Below are 17458 nucleotides of genomic sequence, written 5' to 3'. Positions count from 1 at the left end.
CATCCGCGAATTCTGCATGCGCTGGTAGGCTGGGACGGGACTGCTGTGTGCAGTTCGCGCGCCGCACTGTGCGCGCTGACGTATGATCTCGCCCGTCACACGGACGGACGAGTCTAAACAAAGAAGGAGAGACCTCTTGGAAGGTCCTGAAATCACTGCCGCCGAGGCCGTTCTTGACAACGGCCGCTTCGGCACCCGCACCATCCGCTTCGAAACCGGCCGCCTCGCTCAGCAGGCGCAGGGTTCGGTTGCGGCATACCTCGACGGAGAGACGATGATTCTCTCCGCCACCAGCGCAGGCAAGCACCCGCGCGAAGGATTCGACTTCTTCCCGCTGACCGTCGACGTCGAAGAGCGTTCGTACGCAGCAGGCAAGATCCCCGGTTCGTTCTTCCGTCGCGAGGGTCGTCCCTCCACCGAGGCGATCCTGGTGTGCCGTCTGATCGACCGTCCGCTGCGTCCGTCGTTCGTCGATGGCCTCCGCAACGAGGTCCAGGTCGTCATCACCGTGCTGTCGATCGCTCCCGGCGAGTACTACGACGCACTGGCGATCAACGCGGCATCCGCCTCGACGCAGATCTCGGGTCTGCCGTTCTCCGGCCCCATCGCCGGTGTGCGCCTCGCGCTCATCCCCGGCCAGGGCGAGAACGCCGACCAGTGGGTCGCGTTCCCGAACGAGGCTCAGGTCGCAGAAGCCGTGTTCGACCTGATGGTCGCCGGTCGTGTCGTCAAGAAGTCCGACGGCTCCGAAGACGTCGCGATCATGATGGTCGAGGCAGAGGCAACCGAGAACAGCTGGAACCTCATCAAGGCCGGCGCTGTCAAGCCGAACGAAGAGGTCGTCGCCGGCGGTCTCGAGGCCGCGAAGCCGTTCCTCAAGCAGCTCGTCGAGGCTCAGGCCGAGATGGCATCGCACTCCTCGAAGGCTCCGGGCGTCTACCCGGTCTTCCCGGCGTACGAGCAGGGGACCTACGACTTCATCGCCGCATCCGCGACGGCCGATCTCGAGAAGGTCTACCTGATCGCCGACAAGCAGGAACGCCAGAGCGCCGATGACGAGGTCAAGGACCGCGTCAAGGCCGAGGTCGCTGCCGCAGTCGAGGCCGGCACCCTGCCCGCATCTGCTGCCGGTGAGGTCTCCGGGGCGTACAAGTCGCTGACGAAGAAGATCGTCCGTGGCCGCGTCTTGGCCGAGGGCGTCCGCATGGACGGCCGTGGCCTGGCCGACATCCGTCCGCTGGACGCCGAGGTGCAGGTCATCCCGCGTGTTCACGGTTCGGCGATCTTCCAGCGCGGAGAGACCCAGATCATGGGTGTCACCACGCTGAACATGCTCAAGATGGAGCAGCAGATCGACTCGCTGTCCCCGACGACGAGCAAGCGGTACATGCACCACTACAACTTCCCGCCCTACTCGACCGGTGAGACCGGCCGCGTCGGTTCGCCGAAGCGTCGCGAGATCGGGCACGGCTTCCTCGCCGAGCGCGCCCTCATGCCGGTTCTGCCGAGCCGCGAGGAGTTCCCGTACGCGATCCGTCAGGTCTCTGAGGCTCTCAGCTCCAACGGTTCGACGTCGATGGGTTCCGTCTGCGCATCGACTCTGTCGCTGCTGAACGCGGGTGTGCCGCTGCGCGCAGCCGTCGCCGGTATCGCCATGGGCCTGGTCTCCGACGAGGTTGACGGCCAGACGCGCTACGCGGCTCTCACCGACATCCTCGGTGCAGAAGACGCTCTCGGCGACATGGACTTCAAGGTGGCAGGCACCAGCGAGTTCATCACGGCGATCCAGCTCGACACGAAGCTCGACGGACTCCCGTCCGACGTGCTCACCGGTGCGCTGACTCAGGCCCGCGATGCGCGTCTGACGATCCTCGGCGTTCTGAACGCGGCGATCGACGCTCCCGACGAGATGGCGCCCACCGCGCCTCGCGTCATCAGCGTGCAGATCCCCGTCGACAAGATCGGCGAGCTGATCGGCCCGAAGGGCAAGACGATCAACGCGATCCAGGACGAGACGGGCGCGCAGATCTCCATCGAGGAGGACGGCACCGTCTACATCGGTGCAGTCGACGGACCGTCGGCCGAGGCTGCTCGTGCCCAGGTCAACGCGATCGCGAACCCGACCAACCCTGAGATCGGCGAGCAGTTCCTCGGCACGGTCGTGAAGATCGCGTCGTTCGGCGCGTTCATCTCGCTGCTGCCAGGCAAGGACGGCCTGCTGCACGTCACCGAGGTGCGCAAGCTCGCGGGTGGCAAGCGCGTCGAGAACGTCGACGACGTGCTCTCGGTCGGCCAGAAGATCCTCGTGAAGATCACGAAGATCGACGACCGTGGCAAGCTGTCGCTCGAGCCCGTCCTCGATGACGCTGCCGCTGAGGCCGCGCCGGCTGCTGAAGCCGCGCCCGAGGCGGAGACCGCCGAGGCGTAAGCCACACGGACAAGGCCCGGATTCCGCTCCATGTGAGCGGGATCCGGGCCTTCTTCGTATCTGATGTGATCGAAACGTTATGTAAAGTTTGCCGAGCGTTACCGCCAATGGTCGGAGTCGTCTCCGACGTCGCTTACTCTCGAACTACGCACCGGGGGGTGCACACAGATCACGCAGTTCGTAGGTACTGGACATGTGCGGGGGTGATGAGGATGCGACTGTTCAGCGCAGGCGCTGCCGATCAGCAGGCGAGCATGCAGGAGCATTCGCTCGTGCATCCGTCCGCGCCGATCCCCGTGGTCGGTCCGGGAATCGGCGAGAGCATCCGCGTTCCGCTCGGCGAGACCGGCCTGGAGACGTTCCCGCTCATGCTGGGCGCAGCCGAGTTCGGGTGGAATGTCGACCTCGAGACGAGCCATGCGATCCTCGATCGGTATGTCGAGTTCGGCGGCAACGCGATCCATACGGCAGACGGCTTCTCCGGCGGTCGCAGTGAGCACATCATCGGACAGTGGCTGCATTCGCGCGGCCATCGGGAGCGCACGCTGCTGAGCGTGCGCATCGGCTCGCACGCCGACAACCCGGGCCTCGGCTCCGTGAACCTCGTGCGCGCGGTCGAAGGTTCACTCACCCGACTCGGGGCGGAGCGGATCGATGTGCTGCACCTCGATGCGACCCTCGATCAGCAGACGAATCTGGAAGACACGCTGGCCACGGTCGAGTGGCTGCGCGACGCGGGCAAGATCAGCGCGGTCGGCGCCTTCGGCTTCGCACCAGAGCGACTGGTCGAGGCGCGGATCCTCGCCGCCGCCGGCTACCCGCGCATCGAAGTGCTCGACGAGCCGTACAACCTGATCCGGCGGCAGACGTTCGAGGGCGACCTTCGGCTGGTGGCCGGAGCGCAGAGCCTGGCAGTGACCCCTTCTCACGCGCTGGAGCACGGCTTCCTCTCCGGTCGGCACCGCAGCAAGGCGCTGATGTCGCAGGGCGTACGCGGGGAGCAGCTGCGCGGACACCTGAATCGTCGCGGCATCCGGATCCTTCGCGCACTCGACCAGGTCGCGACCGAGATCTCAGCCCCGGTCGCTGCCGTCTCGATCGCCTGGCTGCTCGCGCAGCGCACGATCGCCGCCCCCATCGTCAACACGTTCGCGACGCAGCACGTCGAGGAGCTCATGCAGGGTGCCGGCATCACCCTGTCGCGCACGCAGATCGCCGATCTCACGCGCGCCGGGAACTGACGCATGGCGATTCGTAACCGCTTGTCACAGGGGTGACATAGGGTGGAATGACGCCTGGGCGAAAGCCAACGACGACGAAGCGAGTGGGTCTTGACGCATTACCTCTACCTGGTCAGACATGGTGAACAACAGGACGCGGAACACGGACTCGATGACGGCCCCCTCTCGCCTCGGGGTGTGCGCCAGGCGGAATTGATCGCCGACAGGCTCTCAGGGCTCCCGCTGGATGCGGTGTGGCACTCTCCTCTGATCCGCGCGACCGAGACAGCACGGACGATCGCCGAGCGTTTGCCGGCGGTGGCACCGAAGCCCTCGGCACTGCTGTTCGACTGCGTGCCGACCGGTATGACCGAGGAGACCCCTGCGGCCTACGAGCCGTTCTTCGGGTCCGTGACTGATGCTGAGATCGAGGCCGGCAGCGCTCAGATGGCTGATGCCGTGAATGAGTTCCTCGTTCGCAAGCAGGGTGATGTGCATGAAGTGCTCATCACACATAATTTCGTGATCTCATGGTTCATCCGCGAAGTGCTCGGTGCGCCCGCGTGGCGATGGATGACCATGAACCAGGCCAACGGCGGACTCAGCATCATCGCGCAGAAGCAAGGGCGTCCGTGGACGATGCTCACTCACAACGATCTCGCGCATCTGCCGGTCGAGCTTCGCACCGGCCTGCCCGACCCGATGCCCGTGTGAACTGCGTCGCGGTTCAGAGCGTCTTGCGATACCAGCGCGTCGCGTTCCGGTTGTCGTTGTAGGCGTCGATCCGTGCGAAGCCGCTTCGGGCGTACAGCCCGCCTGCGGCCTCGAGCGTGTGGTGCGTGTCGAGCACGAGCTCCGCGGCATCCCACTCGCGAGCACGCCGTTCGAGCTCGTCCAGGATCGCACGCCCCCACCCCTGACCTCGCGTCCCCGGCTTCAGGAAGAGGTGCTTCACCTCGTAGCGGATGCCCGCATCGCTGTCCTCCAGACGCCGGATGCCGCCGCAGCCCACCGGTGCACCTTCGGGGCCGGCCAGCAGGAAGACGCCCGCTGGAGCCTCGAACGCCTCCGGGCGCGGGAACACGGTCGTGTACGTGCCGCCGGGGAACTCCTGCGCACGCAGTGCGAAGTACTCGGAGAGGATCGCGTGTGATTCGGCTGTCGCGGGGGAGGTCGGGCGCAACTCGAGCATGATCTCAACGCTACCCGCCGCGCCGTGCCCGAGTGCCGCTCGGCGATCAGTCGCTGAATAGACTGGAGGCATGACCAAGCAGGTGGCACTCGTCGGCGGAACCGGCAAACTCGGGACGATCATCGGCCAGGTGATCGCCGACCTCGAGGGTTTCGAAGTCGTTCGCGTGCTCACCTCGTCCAGTGACCTGTCGGAGCTCGATGGAGCCGACCTCGTCGTGGACGCATCGACGCCGCAGGTGAGCATCGATGTCGTGCGCGCAGCGGTCGAGCGCGGCATCAACGTCCTGGTCGGCACATCCGGGTGGTCCGCCGAGCGCATCGCGCTCATGCGTCCGCTGGTCGACGCGACGGAGACCGGTGCCGTCTTCATCCCGAACTTCTCGCTCGGCTCTGTCCTGGGCTCCGCACTGGCTGCGGCCGCCGCACCCTTCTTCCCCTCCGCGGAGATCGTCGAGGCGCACCGCGACACCAAGACCGATTCGCCGAGCGGCACCGCGGTGCGCACGGCAGAGCTCATCGCCGCCGCGCGCGCGGATCAGGGCCCCGTCAACGCCCCGCACGCGGATCAGCGTGCCCGTGGGCAGCAGGTCGCGAGCGTGCCGATCCACTCGCTTCGACGCCCCGGCGTGATCGCTCGACAGGACATCATCCTCTCCGGCGCAGGCGAGTCGTTGACGTTCACCCACGAAACGGTGGATTCGGCCGAGGCCTACGCGCCCGGCATCCGGCTGGCCGTGCCGTTCGCGCTCGACGCGCGCGGCGTGTTCGTCGGACTCGAGAACATGATCGACATCGGGATCCGGGCCCGATCGTGATGACGCGCATCGGTGTCGCCCTCATCGGCGCGGCGCTGATCCTCTACTTCGTGCTCATGGGGCAGAAGGCGATCCTGCTCATCGCCAGCGGCGAACCGGTGGGAATCGCCATGGGCGTCGCGCTGATCGTGCTTCCGCTGATCGGCGTCTGGGCGCTCGCGCGCGAGATCCAGTTCGGCGTGCAGGCGGAGCGGCTCGGCACGAGGCTCGACTCGGAGGGCGGGATGCCGGCGGCGGAGACCGAGCTCACGCCGAGCGGTCGCATCGCGAAAGGCGACGCGGAACCGCTGATCCAGCGCTATACGGCGGAGGCGGATGCCGCGGACGACGATTGGCGCGCCCGTTACAGGCTCGGCGTGGTTCAGGATGCGGCGGGTCGTCGCAAAGACGCTCGTGCGAGCATTCGTGCGGCGATCCGCCTCGCCAGGCAGAAGGCCTGACCGGAGGTCCTCAGGCGAGCGTCGCCTCGAGGGTGATCTCGATGCCGGCCAGCGCCTGAGATACCGGGCAGCCGGTCTTCGCGCCTTCTGCGATCTCCTGGAACTTCTCGGGCGTCAGACCCGGAACGGACGCGTTCACGTTGAGGTGGCTGCCGGTGATGCCGACGCCGGGCTTGAACGTGACGGATGCCGTGGTGTTGACGCGCTCCGGCGGGGTGCCGTTCTCAGCCAGGGCGTTGGAGAGCGCCATGCTGAAGCACGACGAGTGCGCGGCGGCGATGAGCTCCTCCGGCGTGGTCGTCGTGTCGGAGCCCTCGCTGCGGGCCTTCCAGTTGATCGGGAAGGTTCCGAGGTTCGAGGAGGAGAAGGCGACGTTGCCGGAGCCCTCCATCAGGGAACCGTTCCAGGTGGTGGTGGCTTCACTGGTGACGGGCATGGTTCCTCCAAGGGTCGTGGCGGGGTGTGCGGCCAGCCTATCGACCAGGAGCCCGGTGGGGAACCTTCGGCTCAGGCGGCAGCCGCTCTGCCGACGATGCCTGCGCGCTGAAGGAGCAGATAGATCTGGCAGCCGAGGCAGAAGTCGAACGCGGCATTGAGGAACGCGGCGATGAACGCCGCACCCGCGGCGACGGGCAGCGCCCACGGCACGCCGGCCAGGTGCAGCACCAGACCGATGGCGACCACGAAGAGGCCGACGCCTTGCGCGAAGCGCGGTGGGCGCGGATCCTCCAACTCGGTGGGCGCAGCGAGGCGCGGACGGACGACACGGCGGAACAGCGCGCCCCACGGGGCAGTGCGTGGCGAGAGCACGCCCCACAGGAACAGCAGCGCGATGACGACCACGAGCAGGAAACCGGGGTCGATGGCGCGCTGCGCCAGAGGGGCGGCGGGGAGCGCCCAGCCGCCGGGCACGAGGGCGGCATCGGCCAGGGGCTGGTACGCGAACCACCCGGCATTCGCCTGTGCCGTGGAGATCCCGATCAGGCTCAGCACCAGAGCGATGAGCAAGAGCGTCGCGGTGATGGAGGCGGCGAAGCGCGGTCCGCGCGGGTCGATGCCGGCGGGTTCGGTCATTTCTGCTCCTGAGGCTCAAGGGTGAGAACGGGAGCGAGCGCATCTTCGATCGTGCGTCGGTGCGGAACTCCGCCCCAACGCGAGAGCACCGACCCGGACGCGTCGACGAGGAAAGTCGTCGGCGTCTGCAGCACGTGATAGCGGGTGGCGAGGTCATTGCGATTCGTCAGATCGATCTCGATGTGCGCGATTCCGGCGTGCTCGCCGGAGATCTGGCCGAGCAGACGCCGCACCTGCGGGCAGCGCGCGCACAGTTCGGTGCTGAACTGCACCAGTGTCGCCGTCGCCGCGAGCGATCGGCCGCCGAGGTCCCCGGATCGCACGCGAAGTCGCCCACCGGAGCGTCTGCGGCCGTCCTGTGCACGCACAGCGAATCCGCACACGATCGCGAGTGCGAGTACGGCGCCGGTGATCACCAGCGCGACGGAGACGGACATTCCCCGAGGATATGCCGCGTATCGGCTGGTGCGGCGGATATGACAGAGGATGACACACGACCTTCGCCACGGCATCCGCCTGCGTTGCCTGCGAGCCGGGTATCGTGGCAGACATGAGCGCAGCCGTCCCGACGCCGTATGAAGATCTCCTCCGCGATGTGCTGGAGAGCGGCACGCACAAGGACGACCGCACCGGAACCGGCACGACCAGCGTGTTCGGCCGTCAGATCCGCTTCGATCTGTCGCAGGGCTTCCCGCTGATCACGACCAAGCGGGTGCATTTCAAGTCGATCGCGTACGAGTTGCTGTGGTTCCTGCGCGGGGACTCGAACGTGAAATGGCTGCAGGACAACGGTGTGTCGATCTGGGACGAGTGGGCGGATGCCGACGGCGATCTCGGACCGGTCTACGGGGTGCAGTGGCGCTCGTGGCCGACGCCGGACGGCGGTCACATCGACCAGCTGTCGCAGGTGATCGAGCAGATCCGCGCCACCCCCGACTCCCGGCGGCTGATCGTCTCCGCCTGGAATCCGGCGGACATCCCAGACATGGCGCTTGCTCCGTGCCATGCCCTGTTCCAGTTCTACGTCGCCGACGGCAGGCTCTCGTGCCAGCTCTATCAACGCAGCGCCGACATGTTCCTCGGCGTGCCGTTCAACATCGCCAGCTACGCGCTGCTGACCATGATGATCGCCCAGCAGGTCGGACTGGAGCCGGGTGACTTCGTCTGGACCGGCGGCGACTGCCACGTGTACGACAACCACGTCGAGCAGGTGCGCGAGCAGCTGAATCGCGAGGCATACCCGTACCCGACACTTCGGTTCGCGCGTAAGCCCGAGTCGATCCTCGACTACGACTTCTCGGACTTCGTCGTCGAGGACTATCAGCACCACCCGCCGATCCGCGCTGCGGTGGCGGTGTGAACGCCGTGCCTCTCGAACTTCCGTGGGTCGGACTCATCTGGGCCGAGGCAGACGGCGGAGTGATCGGTGCGTCGGGCGGCATGCCGTGGCACGTGCCGGAGGATCTCGCGCACTTCAAGGAGACGACTCTCAGCGCACCCGTCGTGATGGGACGCAAGACCTGGGATTCACTGCCGGAGCGCTTCCGTCCGCTGCCCGACCGCGAGAACGTCGTCATCACGCGCCAGCAGGACTGGGCAGCCGACGGTGCCCGTCGCGCTGCGGATCTCGCAGAGGCCGTCCGCGGTCTGGACAAGGTCTGGATCATCGGCGGCGCGGAGATCTTCGCGCAGGTGATCGGTCACGCAGATCGTCTGGAAGTCACCGAGATAGACCTCCAGGTCGACGGGGACGCCTACGCGCCTTCTAAGGAGGGTTGGCGACTCGTCGACGAAGGGGAGTGGCAGACCTCGCGCACCGGCATCCGGTTCCGCTTCCTCGGATACGAGCGCTGATGCCCACTGCGCTCGTCACAGGCGCCAGCGCGGGCATCGGAGCCGAGTTCGCTCACCAGCTCGCGGAGCGCGGAGCCGATCTCGTGCTCGTGGCGCGTTCTCAGGACGCACTGGACACGCTCGCCGCTGAGCTGCGCGAGACCTACGGTGTCGTCGTCGAGGTTCTCACGGCCGACCTGGTCGTCGAAGACGACGTGAAGCGCGTGGCCGCGCGGATCTCGGCGCCGGGGCATCCGATCGACCTGCTCGTCAACAACGCCGGTTTCGGGTTACCGCTGCACTTCGCCGACAACGACATCGAAGACGAGGTGCGCCATCTGCGCATACACGTCGAAGCTCCTATGCGACTCATGCATGCGGCGCTCGGCACGATGCGCGGCCGAGGCGGTCGCATCATCAACGTCGCCTCTGTGGCAGGCTTCATCTCGCGCTCGACCTACTCCGCATGCAAGCAGTGGCTCATCGGGTTCAGCCGGTGGGCGAACGCGGAATACGCGCCGGACGGCGTGAGCGTGACAGCTCTCTGCCCCGGATTCACACACACGACCTTCCACGAGCGCATGGGATTGAAACAGGGCCACGAGGGCATCCCCGCGATCGGCTGGCTGCAGGCACGCGACGTGGTGCGCGAGGGCCTGAGCGCCGCGTCGCGCGGCCAGGCCGTCTGCGTCCCATCGCTGCGGTACAAGCTCGTCGTGGCGGTCACCAAGGTGCTGCCCTCGTCGCTCATCGCGCGCGCCGCCAGGCGTGGACGAGTCTGAGTCAGACCGGAGAGCGGGGCCGATCAGCGGAATCGCCGGAGATGGATGCCCGCGTACGCCAGCGCCGCGACCGTCTCGCCGTCGCTGATCCGACCGTCCGCGACCATCGACAGCACTTCGCCGAACGGCACCCATGAGACGTCGTCGATGCCCTCCTCCTCGCGGGCCTCGCCATCGGCGACGTGGAGGTCACGCGCGAGGAACACGTGCTCGGGTGCCACGGTGACGCCGTTCAGGGCGTTCATGGTGCCGATCATCCTCCACTCGTCGGCGCGCATCCCGGTCTCCTCGAGCAGTTCGCGCTGTGCTGCGACCAGCGGGTCCTCACCGTCGCTGCCGCCGGCCGGAATCTCGATGGATCGCCCGACCGTGTAGCGCTCGAGTGACACCAGGCACACCCGCTCCTGCTCGTCGAGGGCGACGATGAACACCGCAGGATGGCGCAGCGTCACCACGCCGTAGACACCCTTGCCCGCGGGGCCCGTCACCGCATCCTCACGAACCGAGATCCATGCGTTCTCGTACACGATTCGGGAGTCATCGGTCCGCCAGGTCATGCTCAGGAGCCTATCCGGCGCGATGCGGCGGGACGCGAACCGATACGCTGGGACAATGACGCATTCGGGCAACCCTTTCGGACAGGTTCTCGTCGCGCTCGTCACTCCGATGACGGCCGACGGCGAAGTCGATTGGCCCGCCGTCGAGAAGCACATGGATGACGTCATCACCGCGGGTGCGGACGGCATCGTCGTGACGGGAACGACCGGCGAGACCTCGACCCTCACGGACCCCGAGAAGCTCAAGCTCGTCGAGGTCGGCAAGTCAGTGGCTGCCGGACGCGCCAAGATCATCACGGGTGGCGGTTCGAACGAGACCGCACATGCGATCGAGCTCTACAAGGCCAGCGAGAAGGCCGGCGCAGACGGCATCATGATCGTCACGCCGTACTACAACAAGCCGACGCAGGCCGGCATCCTCACGCACTTCCGCCTCGTCGCGGATGCCACCGATCTTCCGGTGATCCTGTACGACATCCCCGGCCGCACCGGGGTGCCGATCAAGTACGAGACGATCCTGCGCCTCGCCAAACACCCCAACATCCTCGCTGTCAAAGACGCCAAGGGCGACTTCAGCGAGGTCAGCCGCGTGCTGAACCAGACCGATCTGATGTACTTCTCCGGCGATGACGCGAACGCACTGCCGCACCTCGCGATCGGGGCGACCGGACTCATCGGCGTCACCGCGAACATCACGGCGACGCCGTACCGCACGATCGTGGATGCCGTGAACCGTGGCGATCTCGCGGCCGCGACCGCTGAGCACAAGCGTCTTGAGCCGCTCGTGCGCGCCACGATGACACATGTCCCTGGCACCGTATCGGCGAAGTACATCCTGCACGGCCTCGGCCGCATCTCCAGCCCCCGCGTCCGCCTGCCCTTGGTGGGGCCGGAGGAGTGGGAAGCCGCACTCATCGAAGACGAGCTCGCTCTCGTCACCGATGTGCCAGGCGCCGATTTCTCGAACTTCCGCCCCGACCGCAACGCGGCCGCCGGCGGCGCGTTGCCGAAGGTGCATGGCACGACGCGCTGAGACGACGGGCGCGTCGCGCGCCCATAAGCACGAACGGGCACGACGTGTGTCCGACTGAGGAGACTTCAATGACCATTCCCATCTCCGTCCCCGCACCGCTCGCCGAAGGCGCTCTCCGTGTCATCCCTCTGGGTGGTCTCGGCGAGATCGGTCGCAACATGACGACCTTCGAATACGACGGCAAGATCCTGATCGTCGACTGCGGCGTGCTGTTCCCCGAGGAGCACCAGCCAGGTGTCGACCTGATCCTCCCGGACTTCGAGCCGATCAAAGACCGCCTCGACGACATCGTCGGCGTCGTACTCACGCACGGTCACGAGGACCACATCGGCGCGGTGCCCTATCTGCTGCGTCTGAAGAGCGATATCCCGCTGATCGGATCGGGCCTCACACTGGCCCTCGTGGAGGCGAAGCTCAAGGAGCACCGCATCCGCCCCTTCACCCTCACGGTGAAGGAGGGACAGGAGGAGAAGGTCGGACCCTTCGATCTCGAGTTCGTCGCGGTCAACCACTCCATTCCCGATGCCCTGGCGGTCGCCATCCGCACCCCGGCCGGAATGGCGTTGGCGACTGGCGACTTCAAGATGGATCAGCTTCCGCTCGACGGTCGCATCACCGACCTGCGTGCGTTCTCGCGCCTCGGTGAGGAGGGCGTGGACCTGTTCCTCGTCGACTCCACGAACGCCGACGTACCAGGGTTCACACCCACCGAGCGCTCGATCGGTCCGGTGCTGGACCAGGTGATCGCCAAGGCTCCGCGCCGAGTCATCGTCGCCAGCTTCTCCAGCCACGTGCACCGTGTCCAGCAGGTTCTGGATGCCGCGCACGCCAACGGGCGCCGCGTCGCGCTGCTGGGGCGCAGCATGGTGCGCAATATGACGATCGCCGCCGATCTCGGTTACCTCAAGGTGCCCGAGAACGTGCTGATCGACTACAAGAAGGCCAGGGATCTCCCCGACGAGAAGATCGTCTACATGTCCACGGGCTCGCAGGGCGAGCCGATGGCGGTGCTGAGCCGCATGGCCAACCTCGACCACGCGATCGAGGTGGGGGAGGGTGACACGGTCATCCTCGCCTCCAGCCTGATCCCCGGAAACGAGAACGCGGTGTACCGCGTGATCGACGGGCTCACCAAGCTCGGCGCCAACGTCGTGCACAAGGCCAACGCCAAGGTGCATGTCTCCGGACACGCGGCGGCGGGTGAGCTGCTGTACTGCTACAACATCCTGAAGCCCAAGAACGTGCTGCCAGTGCACGGCGAGTACCGTCATCTGATGGCGAACGCGAAGCTCGCGCAGGACACCGGTGTTCCCGAGGCGAACACGATCCTCGCGTCCAACGGCACGATCATCGATCTCAAGGACGGACAGACGACCATCGCCGGCCAGCTCGACATCGGCTTCGTCTACGTCGACGGCTCCACCGTCGGCGAGATCACGGATGCCGATCTCAAGGATCGTCGCATCCTCGGTGAGGAGGGCTTCGTCTCGATCATCATCGTGGTCGATGCCGCGACAGGACGCATCATCACCGGGCCCGAGATCCACGCGCGAGGCATCGCCGAGGACGACTCGGTCTTCGACGATGTGGTCCCGAAGATCGTGGCGGCGCTCAAGGAGGCCTCCGGCAACGGAGTCCGCGACACCCACGCGCTGTCTCAGGTGGTGCGCCGCACGATCGGTCGATGGGTCAACCAGAAGCTCCGCCGTCGTCCGATGATCGTCCCGCTCGTCATCGAGGCCTAGCTCATTCGCCGGGAAAGCCGCGTCATTACGCGGCTTGTCGGCGCCTCGCCGTAGGCTTTCCACATGGCCAGGAGCACCACCAAGACCTCGCGCGCGTCTGAGAAGACTCCCGCGCGCTCGAAGGCGCAGACGGCCCCCACCAAGAAGCTGCCGGCGACCCCGAAGAAGTACATCGACGATGTCGACAAGCCGCCGGTCGCCGTGCGCGCCTGGTTAGGACTGGCGCACGGCGTCGGGGGGCTCTTCCGCGCCTTCGGGCCGGAGGCGCTCGAGAAGGACCAGCGTCGAGACGGGTTCCCGTTGTTCCTGGTGCTGCTGGCGTGCCTGGGCGCGGTCACCGAATGGTTCTTCATCGGCAACGAGATCGCGCAGAACATCAGCGCCTACTCGGTGGGCGGTCTGATCGGCCGCACGGCTTTCCTGATGCCGGTGCTGCTGCTGATCCTCGCGGGCTGGCTGTTCCGCCATCCCTCATCCGTGCACGACAACGGGCGCATCGGGATCGGCTTCGGGCTGTTCGTCCTCACGATCGCCGGAATCTGCCACGTCGCTGGTGGGCAGCCGGAGCCGAAGTCGGGCATGCCGGCACTCAGCGCGGCCGGTGGACTCTTCGGCTGGATGCTGGGGGAACCGCTCTCGTATCTCACCGACATCGTCGCCTACATCGTCCTCGGAGTATTGGCCGCTCTCAGCATCCTGATCATCACGAAGACGCCGCCGAATCGCATCGGGGTGCGGCTCGGAGACCTGTACGCCTGGACGTTCGGTGCAGAGCGGGTCGAGAAGCCCGCTTCCGACGAGAAGGCCGCCGCAGACAAGGCGGAGGGTTCGTTCGACGAGGACGACGACCCGAATGTGCTCCCATGGTGGCGGCGCAACAAGACCGGTCGCGAGGAAGACCCCGATGAGGGGATCGGCTCGCAGGATCTCACCGAACTGCTGTCGCCGAGCGATGACGCTGTCGATAACACGGCCTACGATCAGGCGGTCATCGTCGCAGACCCTGCGGATGCTGCGACCGAGATCCTGACCGATGTCCAGGGCGTCATGGGCACGCTCGGAAACCAGGGCAGCACTGCGCTTCTCGACGATTCCGGCGCCACGGGGGAGCAGCCCGAACTGCCGGGGCTCTCGGGCTTCGGCACCGACGGGCCGGGAGAGCGCGGGCTGCAGGCACCGAGCACGCCGTATGCGCTGCCTGCGCCGAGCGTCCTCAGCGCAGGCCCGCCCTCCGTCGCCCGCTCAGAGGCGAACGACAAGATCGTCGAGCAGATCACGAGCGTGCTCTCGCAGTTCAAGATCGACGCCAAGGTGACCGGGTTCTCGCGCGGCCCGACGGTGACGCAGTACGAGGTCGAGGTCGGCCACGGCGTCAAGGTCGAGAAGATCACCCAGTTGAGCAACAACATCGCCTATGCCGTCGCATCGAACGATGTCCGCATCCTCTCGCCGATCCCGGGCAAGAGTGCGATCGGCATCGAGATCCCGAACACCGACCGCGAGACGGTCGCCCTTGGCGACGTCATCCGCTCCGCGGCAGCGCACAAGAGCACGCACCCGCTGACGGTGGCCGTCGGCAAGGATGTCGGCGGCAACTTCGTCGTCGCGAACCTCGCGAAGATGCCGCACCTGTTGGTCGCCGGATCCACCGGCTCCGGTAAGTCGAGCTTCGTCAATTCGATGATCACGAGCCTGCTGATGCGGGCGCGTCCTTCGGATGTGCGCATGGTGCTGATCGACCCGAAGCGCGTCGAGCTCACGAGCTACGCCGGCGTGCCGCACCTGATCACACCCATCATCACCAACCCGAAGAAGGCCGCAGAGGCACTCCAGTGGGTGGTGAAGGAGATGGACATGCGGTACGACGACCTCGCGTCGTTCGGCTTCCGCCACATCGATGACTTCAACAAGGCCGTGCGTGCCGGTGAGGTCGAGTTGCCCGTCGGCAGTGAGCGCGTGCTCAAGCCGTACCCGTACCTGCTGGTCGTCGTCGACGAGCTCGCCGACCTCATGATGGTCGCGCCTCGTGACGTCGAGGACTCGATCGTGCGCATCACTCAGCTGGCCCGTGCTTCCGGCATCCATCTCGTACTGGCGACCCAGCGCCCGAGCGTCGACGTCGTCACCGGTCTGATCAAGGCGAACGTGCCCTCGCGCCTCGCATTCGCGGTGACCAGTGTCACCGACAGCCGCGTGATCCTCGACAGCCCCGGCGCCGACAAGCTGATCGGTCAAGGCGATGCGCTCTTCTCGCCGATGGGCTCGTCCAAGCCGTTCCGACTGCAGGGCGCATGGGTCGAGGAGAGCGAGATCGACGCGGTCGTCAAGCACGTCACCGCGCAGGCTCGGCCCGAGTACCGGGTCGATGTGCAGGAGGCGCTGGAGCCGACCAGGAAGAAGGAGGTCGACGAGGACATCGGCGACGACCTCGAGGTGCTGCTCGCGGCCGCTGAGCTCGTCGTCTCCTCGCAGTTCGGATCGACCTCGATGCTGCAGCGCAAACTGCGCGTGGGATTCGCCAAGGCCGGACGTCTGATGGATCTGCTCGAATCGCGTGAGATCGTCGGGCCTTCGGAAGGGTCGAAGGCGCGTGATGTGCTGGTGACGGCCGAGCAGCTGCCCGACGTCATCGCGAAACTGCGCGGCGATGATCCACCGGCCGCCGCGCCGGCACCGTCGTCAGCTGCGGCGCAGCCAGGACCTGTTCACGACCCGATCGAAGATCAGTTCCGCGGATTGCCCGTGGTCGATGAGGACGAGGGCGACGAAGACGCCTGGGGATTGACGGGGCGCGACTGATGGCGATTCCTCGGCAGCTGCCGAATGCGATCACGATCGCACGGATCCCTCTCGCCGCCGTCTTCTTCGTCCTGCTGCTCCTTGGCGGGACGTACGGCCTCGATGACCTCGTGATCCGCTGGGTCGCCGGTGTCCTGTTCGTCGTGGCCATCTCCACGGACTGGGTGGACGGGTATCTCGCCCGCAGGTACGACATCGTCAGCGACTTCGGAAAGCTCTGGGATCCGATCGCGGACAAGCTGCTCACCGGTGCCGGGTTCGTCGGACTCGCGATCCTCGCCGAATGGCCATGGTGGATCGTCATCATCATCCTCATCCGCGAATGGGGCATCACGATTCACCGCTTCATCGTCGCGAGCAGCCAAATCGTGGCGGCGGCGTGGCTGGGCAAGGTCAAGACCGCGGTGCAGGGCATCGCGCTCGGCTGGTGGCTGCTGCCTCTTCACCAGTTGATCGGCATGGACTGGTGGATCGGGGTCGGCATTGTGTTGATGTACGTGACGCTCGCGCTCACGGTCATCAGCGGGATCGACTACGTGCTCTCACAGGTGCGCGGATCACGCGCCGACAGATCATGACCATGGCGGCGGAACTGGTGGCCGCGCTCACTGCGCGCGGATGGACACTGGGAATCGCCGAATCGCTCACAGGCGGGGCACTGGCAGCCGAGATCGTGTCGGTGCCAGGCGCATCGGCGACGTTGCTCGGAGGAGTCGTCGCGTATGCCACGCCCGTGAAGGCATCGTTGCTGGGGGTGGATGCTGCGTTGCTCGAGGAGCACGGTCCGGTGCATCCGCTCGTCGCGGAGCAGATGGCCGACGGCGTACGCGACGCCGTGAGCGTCGCAGGCCGACCCGCGGACATTGGCCTGTCCACAACGGGGATCGCCGGCCCGGATTCCCCTGACGGTCAACCGGTGGGAACCGTGCACATCGGCGTCGCCACACCTTTGCGTGCGCGTGCGTTCTCGCTGCGGCTCGACGGCGACCGCGCATCGATCAGAGCTCAGACGGTGGATGCGGCGATCGAGAAGCTGCTCGAAGAGATACGGGAATAGCCCGCCGCTCGTGATCGTTGTCAGAAGTGTGGCGATGGAAGATGTGCTCACAACGAAAGCACAGCGTGAAACGGTAGTTTTTTCTTCAGAGAGTCGGGTTAGACTGGCGATCCGTTCGGAGCTTGCTCCGATGAGGGGAATCGAGAGGAGGTTCCGATGATTCTTGTACGACAGGAAATCGGCGATGTGCTGAGGGACTTCCGCCTGCAGAAGGGGCGCACGCTCCGGCAGGTCGCGAGCAAGGCCTCCGTGGCGCTCGGATATCTCAGCGAGGTCGAGCGCGGTCAGAAGGAGGCTTCGAGCGAGATTCTCGCTTCGGTCGCCGAAGCGCTCGACGTGCCCATCTCGATCATCATGCGTGAGGTGGGCGACCGCATCTCTGTCCTCGAGGGCATCCAGGTCTTCCCTGATGTCGTCCCGGACGACCTGGTCGCGTCCATCGAGCCTGAACTCTCGCTGCACTGACCTGCGGCTTCTCGGG

At 66.3% G+C, this 17458-nt stretch carries 19 protein-coding genes; 14 read left to right on the top strand and 5 right to left on the bottom strand.

Translation table 11 applies throughout. The features are described 5' to 3' along the window. The first annotated feature begins 136 nt into the window (after positions 1 to 136). From IEV67_RS12080 to IEV67_RS12070, 3 genes are all read left to right on the top strand, one after another. Complete coding sequence (locus tag IEV67_RS12080; protein WP_188436805.1) at positions 137 to 2428, top strand: polyribonucleotide nucleotidyltransferase; 2292 nt, start codon at positions 137 to 139, stop codon at positions 2426 to 2428. 212 nt (positions 2429 to 2640) lie between these two features. Beyond that, the gene (locus IEV67_RS12075; RefSeq protein ID WP_188436804.1) at positions 2641 to 3669 is read left to right on the top strand and encodes an aldo/keto reductase; all 1029 of its coding nucleotides are present in this window, start codon (positions 2641 to 2643) and stop codon (positions 3667 to 3669) included. Between the two features lie 90 nt (positions 3670 to 3759). Further along, a complete protein-coding gene (locus IEV67_RS12070; RefSeq protein WP_188436803.1) occupies positions 3760 to 4362 on the top strand; it encodes a histidine phosphatase family protein in 603 nt (200 codons plus the stop codon). Positions 4363 to 4375: 13 nt separating this feature from the next. Here the strand turns inward: IEV67_RS12070 and IEV67_RS12065 are convergent, their stop codons facing one another. Beyond that, positions 4376 to 4840, bottom strand: coding sequence for a GNAT family N-acetyltransferase (locus IEV67_RS12065; RefSeq protein ID WP_188436802.1), 465 nt, complete (start codon positions 4838 to 4840; stop codon positions 4376 to 4378). Between the two features lie 70 nt (positions 4841 to 4910). Here IEV67_RS12065 and dapB point away from each other — a divergent pair, with 70 nt between their 5' ends. Next, positions 4911 to 5657, top strand: a complete 747-nt coding sequence (gene dapB, locus IEV67_RS12060) for a 4-hydroxy-tetrahydrodipicolinate reductase (RefSeq protein WP_188436801.1) — start codon at positions 4911 to 4913, stop codon at positions 5655 to 5657. Continuing rightward, on the top strand, positions 5657 to 6097 hold the full coding sequence (locus IEV67_RS12055; RefSeq protein WP_188436892.1) for a hypothetical protein: 441 nt from the start codon (positions 5657 to 5659) through the stop codon (positions 6095 to 6097). Before dapB ends, IEV67_RS12055 begins: the two co-directional genes overlap by 1 nt. Before the next feature lie 10 nt (positions 6098 to 6107). Here IEV67_RS12055 and IEV67_RS12050 read toward each other — a convergent pair whose 3' ends face one another. The 3 genes from IEV67_RS12050 to IEV67_RS12040 form a co-directional block, all read right to left on the bottom strand. Then, positions 6108 to 6533, bottom strand: coding sequence for an OsmC family protein (locus tag IEV67_RS12050; RefSeq protein ID WP_188436800.1), 426 nt, complete (start codon positions 6531 to 6533; stop codon positions 6108 to 6110). A 71-nt stretch (positions 6534 to 6604) separates the two neighbouring features. Then, positions 6605 to 7171 carry a DUF4395 domain-containing protein gene (locus tag IEV67_RS12045; protein WP_188436799.1) on the bottom strand — a complete coding sequence of 189 codons (567 nt, stop codon included), beginning with the start codon at positions 7169 to 7171 and terminating at the stop codon, positions 6605 to 6607. Then, complete coding sequence (locus IEV67_RS12040; RefSeq protein ID WP_188436798.1) at positions 7168 to 7608, bottom strand: TlpA family protein disulfide reductase; 441 nt, start codon at positions 7606 to 7608, stop codon at positions 7168 to 7170. Before IEV67_RS12040 ends, IEV67_RS12045 begins: the two co-directional genes overlap by 4 nt. Before the next feature lie 113 nt (positions 7609 to 7721). Here IEV67_RS12040 and IEV67_RS12035 point away from each other — a divergent pair, with 113 nt between their 5' ends. The 3 genes from IEV67_RS12035 to IEV67_RS12025 all read left to right on the top strand — a co-directional run bounded on the left by IEV67_RS12035 (position 7722) and on the right by IEV67_RS12025 (position 9786). Then, a complete protein-coding gene (locus IEV67_RS12035; protein WP_188436797.1) occupies positions 7722 to 8531 on the top strand; it encodes a thymidylate synthase in 810 nt (269 codons plus the stop codon). An 80-nt stretch (positions 8532 to 8611) separates the two neighbouring features. Next, positions 8612 to 9025 carry a dihydrofolate reductase gene (locus tag IEV67_RS12030; RefSeq protein ID WP_229703085.1) on the top strand — a complete coding sequence of 138 codons (414 nt, stop codon included), beginning with the start codon at positions 8612 to 8614 and terminating at the stop codon, positions 9023 to 9025. Next, positions 9025 to 9786, top strand: a complete 762-nt coding sequence (locus tag IEV67_RS12025; RefSeq protein ID WP_188436796.1) for an SDR family NAD(P)-dependent oxidoreductase — start codon at positions 9025 to 9027, stop codon at positions 9784 to 9786. The genes IEV67_RS12030 and IEV67_RS12025 overlap by 1 nt, the downstream gene beginning before the upstream one ends. A gap of 23 nt (positions 9787 to 9809) precedes the next feature. Here IEV67_RS12025 and IEV67_RS12020 read toward each other — a convergent pair whose 3' ends face one another. Continuing rightward, positions 9810 to 10343: an NUDIX domain-containing protein gene (locus tag IEV67_RS12020; protein WP_188436795.1), complete on the bottom strand. Its 534-nt coding sequence runs from the start codon at positions 10341 to 10343 to the stop codon at positions 9810 to 9812. A gap of 55 nt (positions 10344 to 10398) precedes the next feature. On the opposite strand from IEV67_RS12020, the gene dapA reads away from it, so the two are divergent. The 6 genes from dapA (at position 10399) to IEV67_RS11990 (ending at position 17442) form a co-directional block, all read left to right on the top strand. After that, on the top strand, positions 10399 to 11376 hold the full coding sequence (gene dapA / locus IEV67_RS12015) for a 4-hydroxy-tetrahydrodipicolinate synthase (RefSeq protein WP_188436794.1): 978 nt from the start codon (positions 10399 to 10401) through the stop codon (positions 11374 to 11376). A 68-nt stretch (positions 11377 to 11444) separates the two neighbouring features. Beyond that, positions 11445 to 13121, top strand: coding sequence for a ribonuclease J (locus IEV67_RS12010; protein WP_188436793.1), 1677 nt, complete (start codon positions 11445 to 11447; stop codon positions 13119 to 13121). A gap of 63 nt (positions 13122 to 13184) precedes the next feature. Beyond that, complete coding sequence (locus IEV67_RS12005) at positions 13185 to 15920, top strand: FtsK/SpoIIIE family DNA translocase (RefSeq protein WP_188436792.1); 2736 nt, start codon at positions 13185 to 13187, stop codon at positions 15918 to 15920. Continuing rightward, on the top strand, positions 15920 to 16498 hold the full coding sequence (pgsA, locus tag IEV67_RS12000) for a CDP-diacylglycerol--glycerol-3-phosphate 3-phosphatidyltransferase (RefSeq protein WP_188436791.1): 579 nt from the start codon (positions 15920 to 15922) through the stop codon (positions 16496 to 16498). The genes IEV67_RS12005 and pgsA overlap by 1 nt, the downstream gene beginning before the upstream one ends. Then, positions 16495 to 16977: a CinA family protein gene (locus tag IEV67_RS11995; protein ID WP_188436790.1), complete on the top strand. Its 483-nt coding sequence runs from the start codon at positions 16495 to 16497 to the stop codon at positions 16975 to 16977. Before pgsA ends, IEV67_RS11995 begins: the two co-directional genes overlap by 4 nt. Positions 16978 to 17133: 156 nt before the next feature. After that, positions 17134 to 17442, top strand: a complete 309-nt coding sequence (locus tag IEV67_RS11990; RefSeq protein ID WP_188436789.1) for a helix-turn-helix domain-containing protein — start codon at positions 17134 to 17136, stop codon at positions 17440 to 17442. The last annotated feature ends 16 nt before the right edge of the window (positions 17443 to 17458 follow it).

Origin of the sequence: Microbacterium murale, from assembly GCF_014635185.1 — a bacterium.
In the GTDB taxonomy this organism is placed as follows: Bacteria; Actinomycetota; Actinomycetes; order Actinomycetales; family Microbacteriaceae; genus Microbacterium; species Microbacterium murale.
This window is presented reverse-complemented; position numbering and strand designations above follow the sequence as displayed.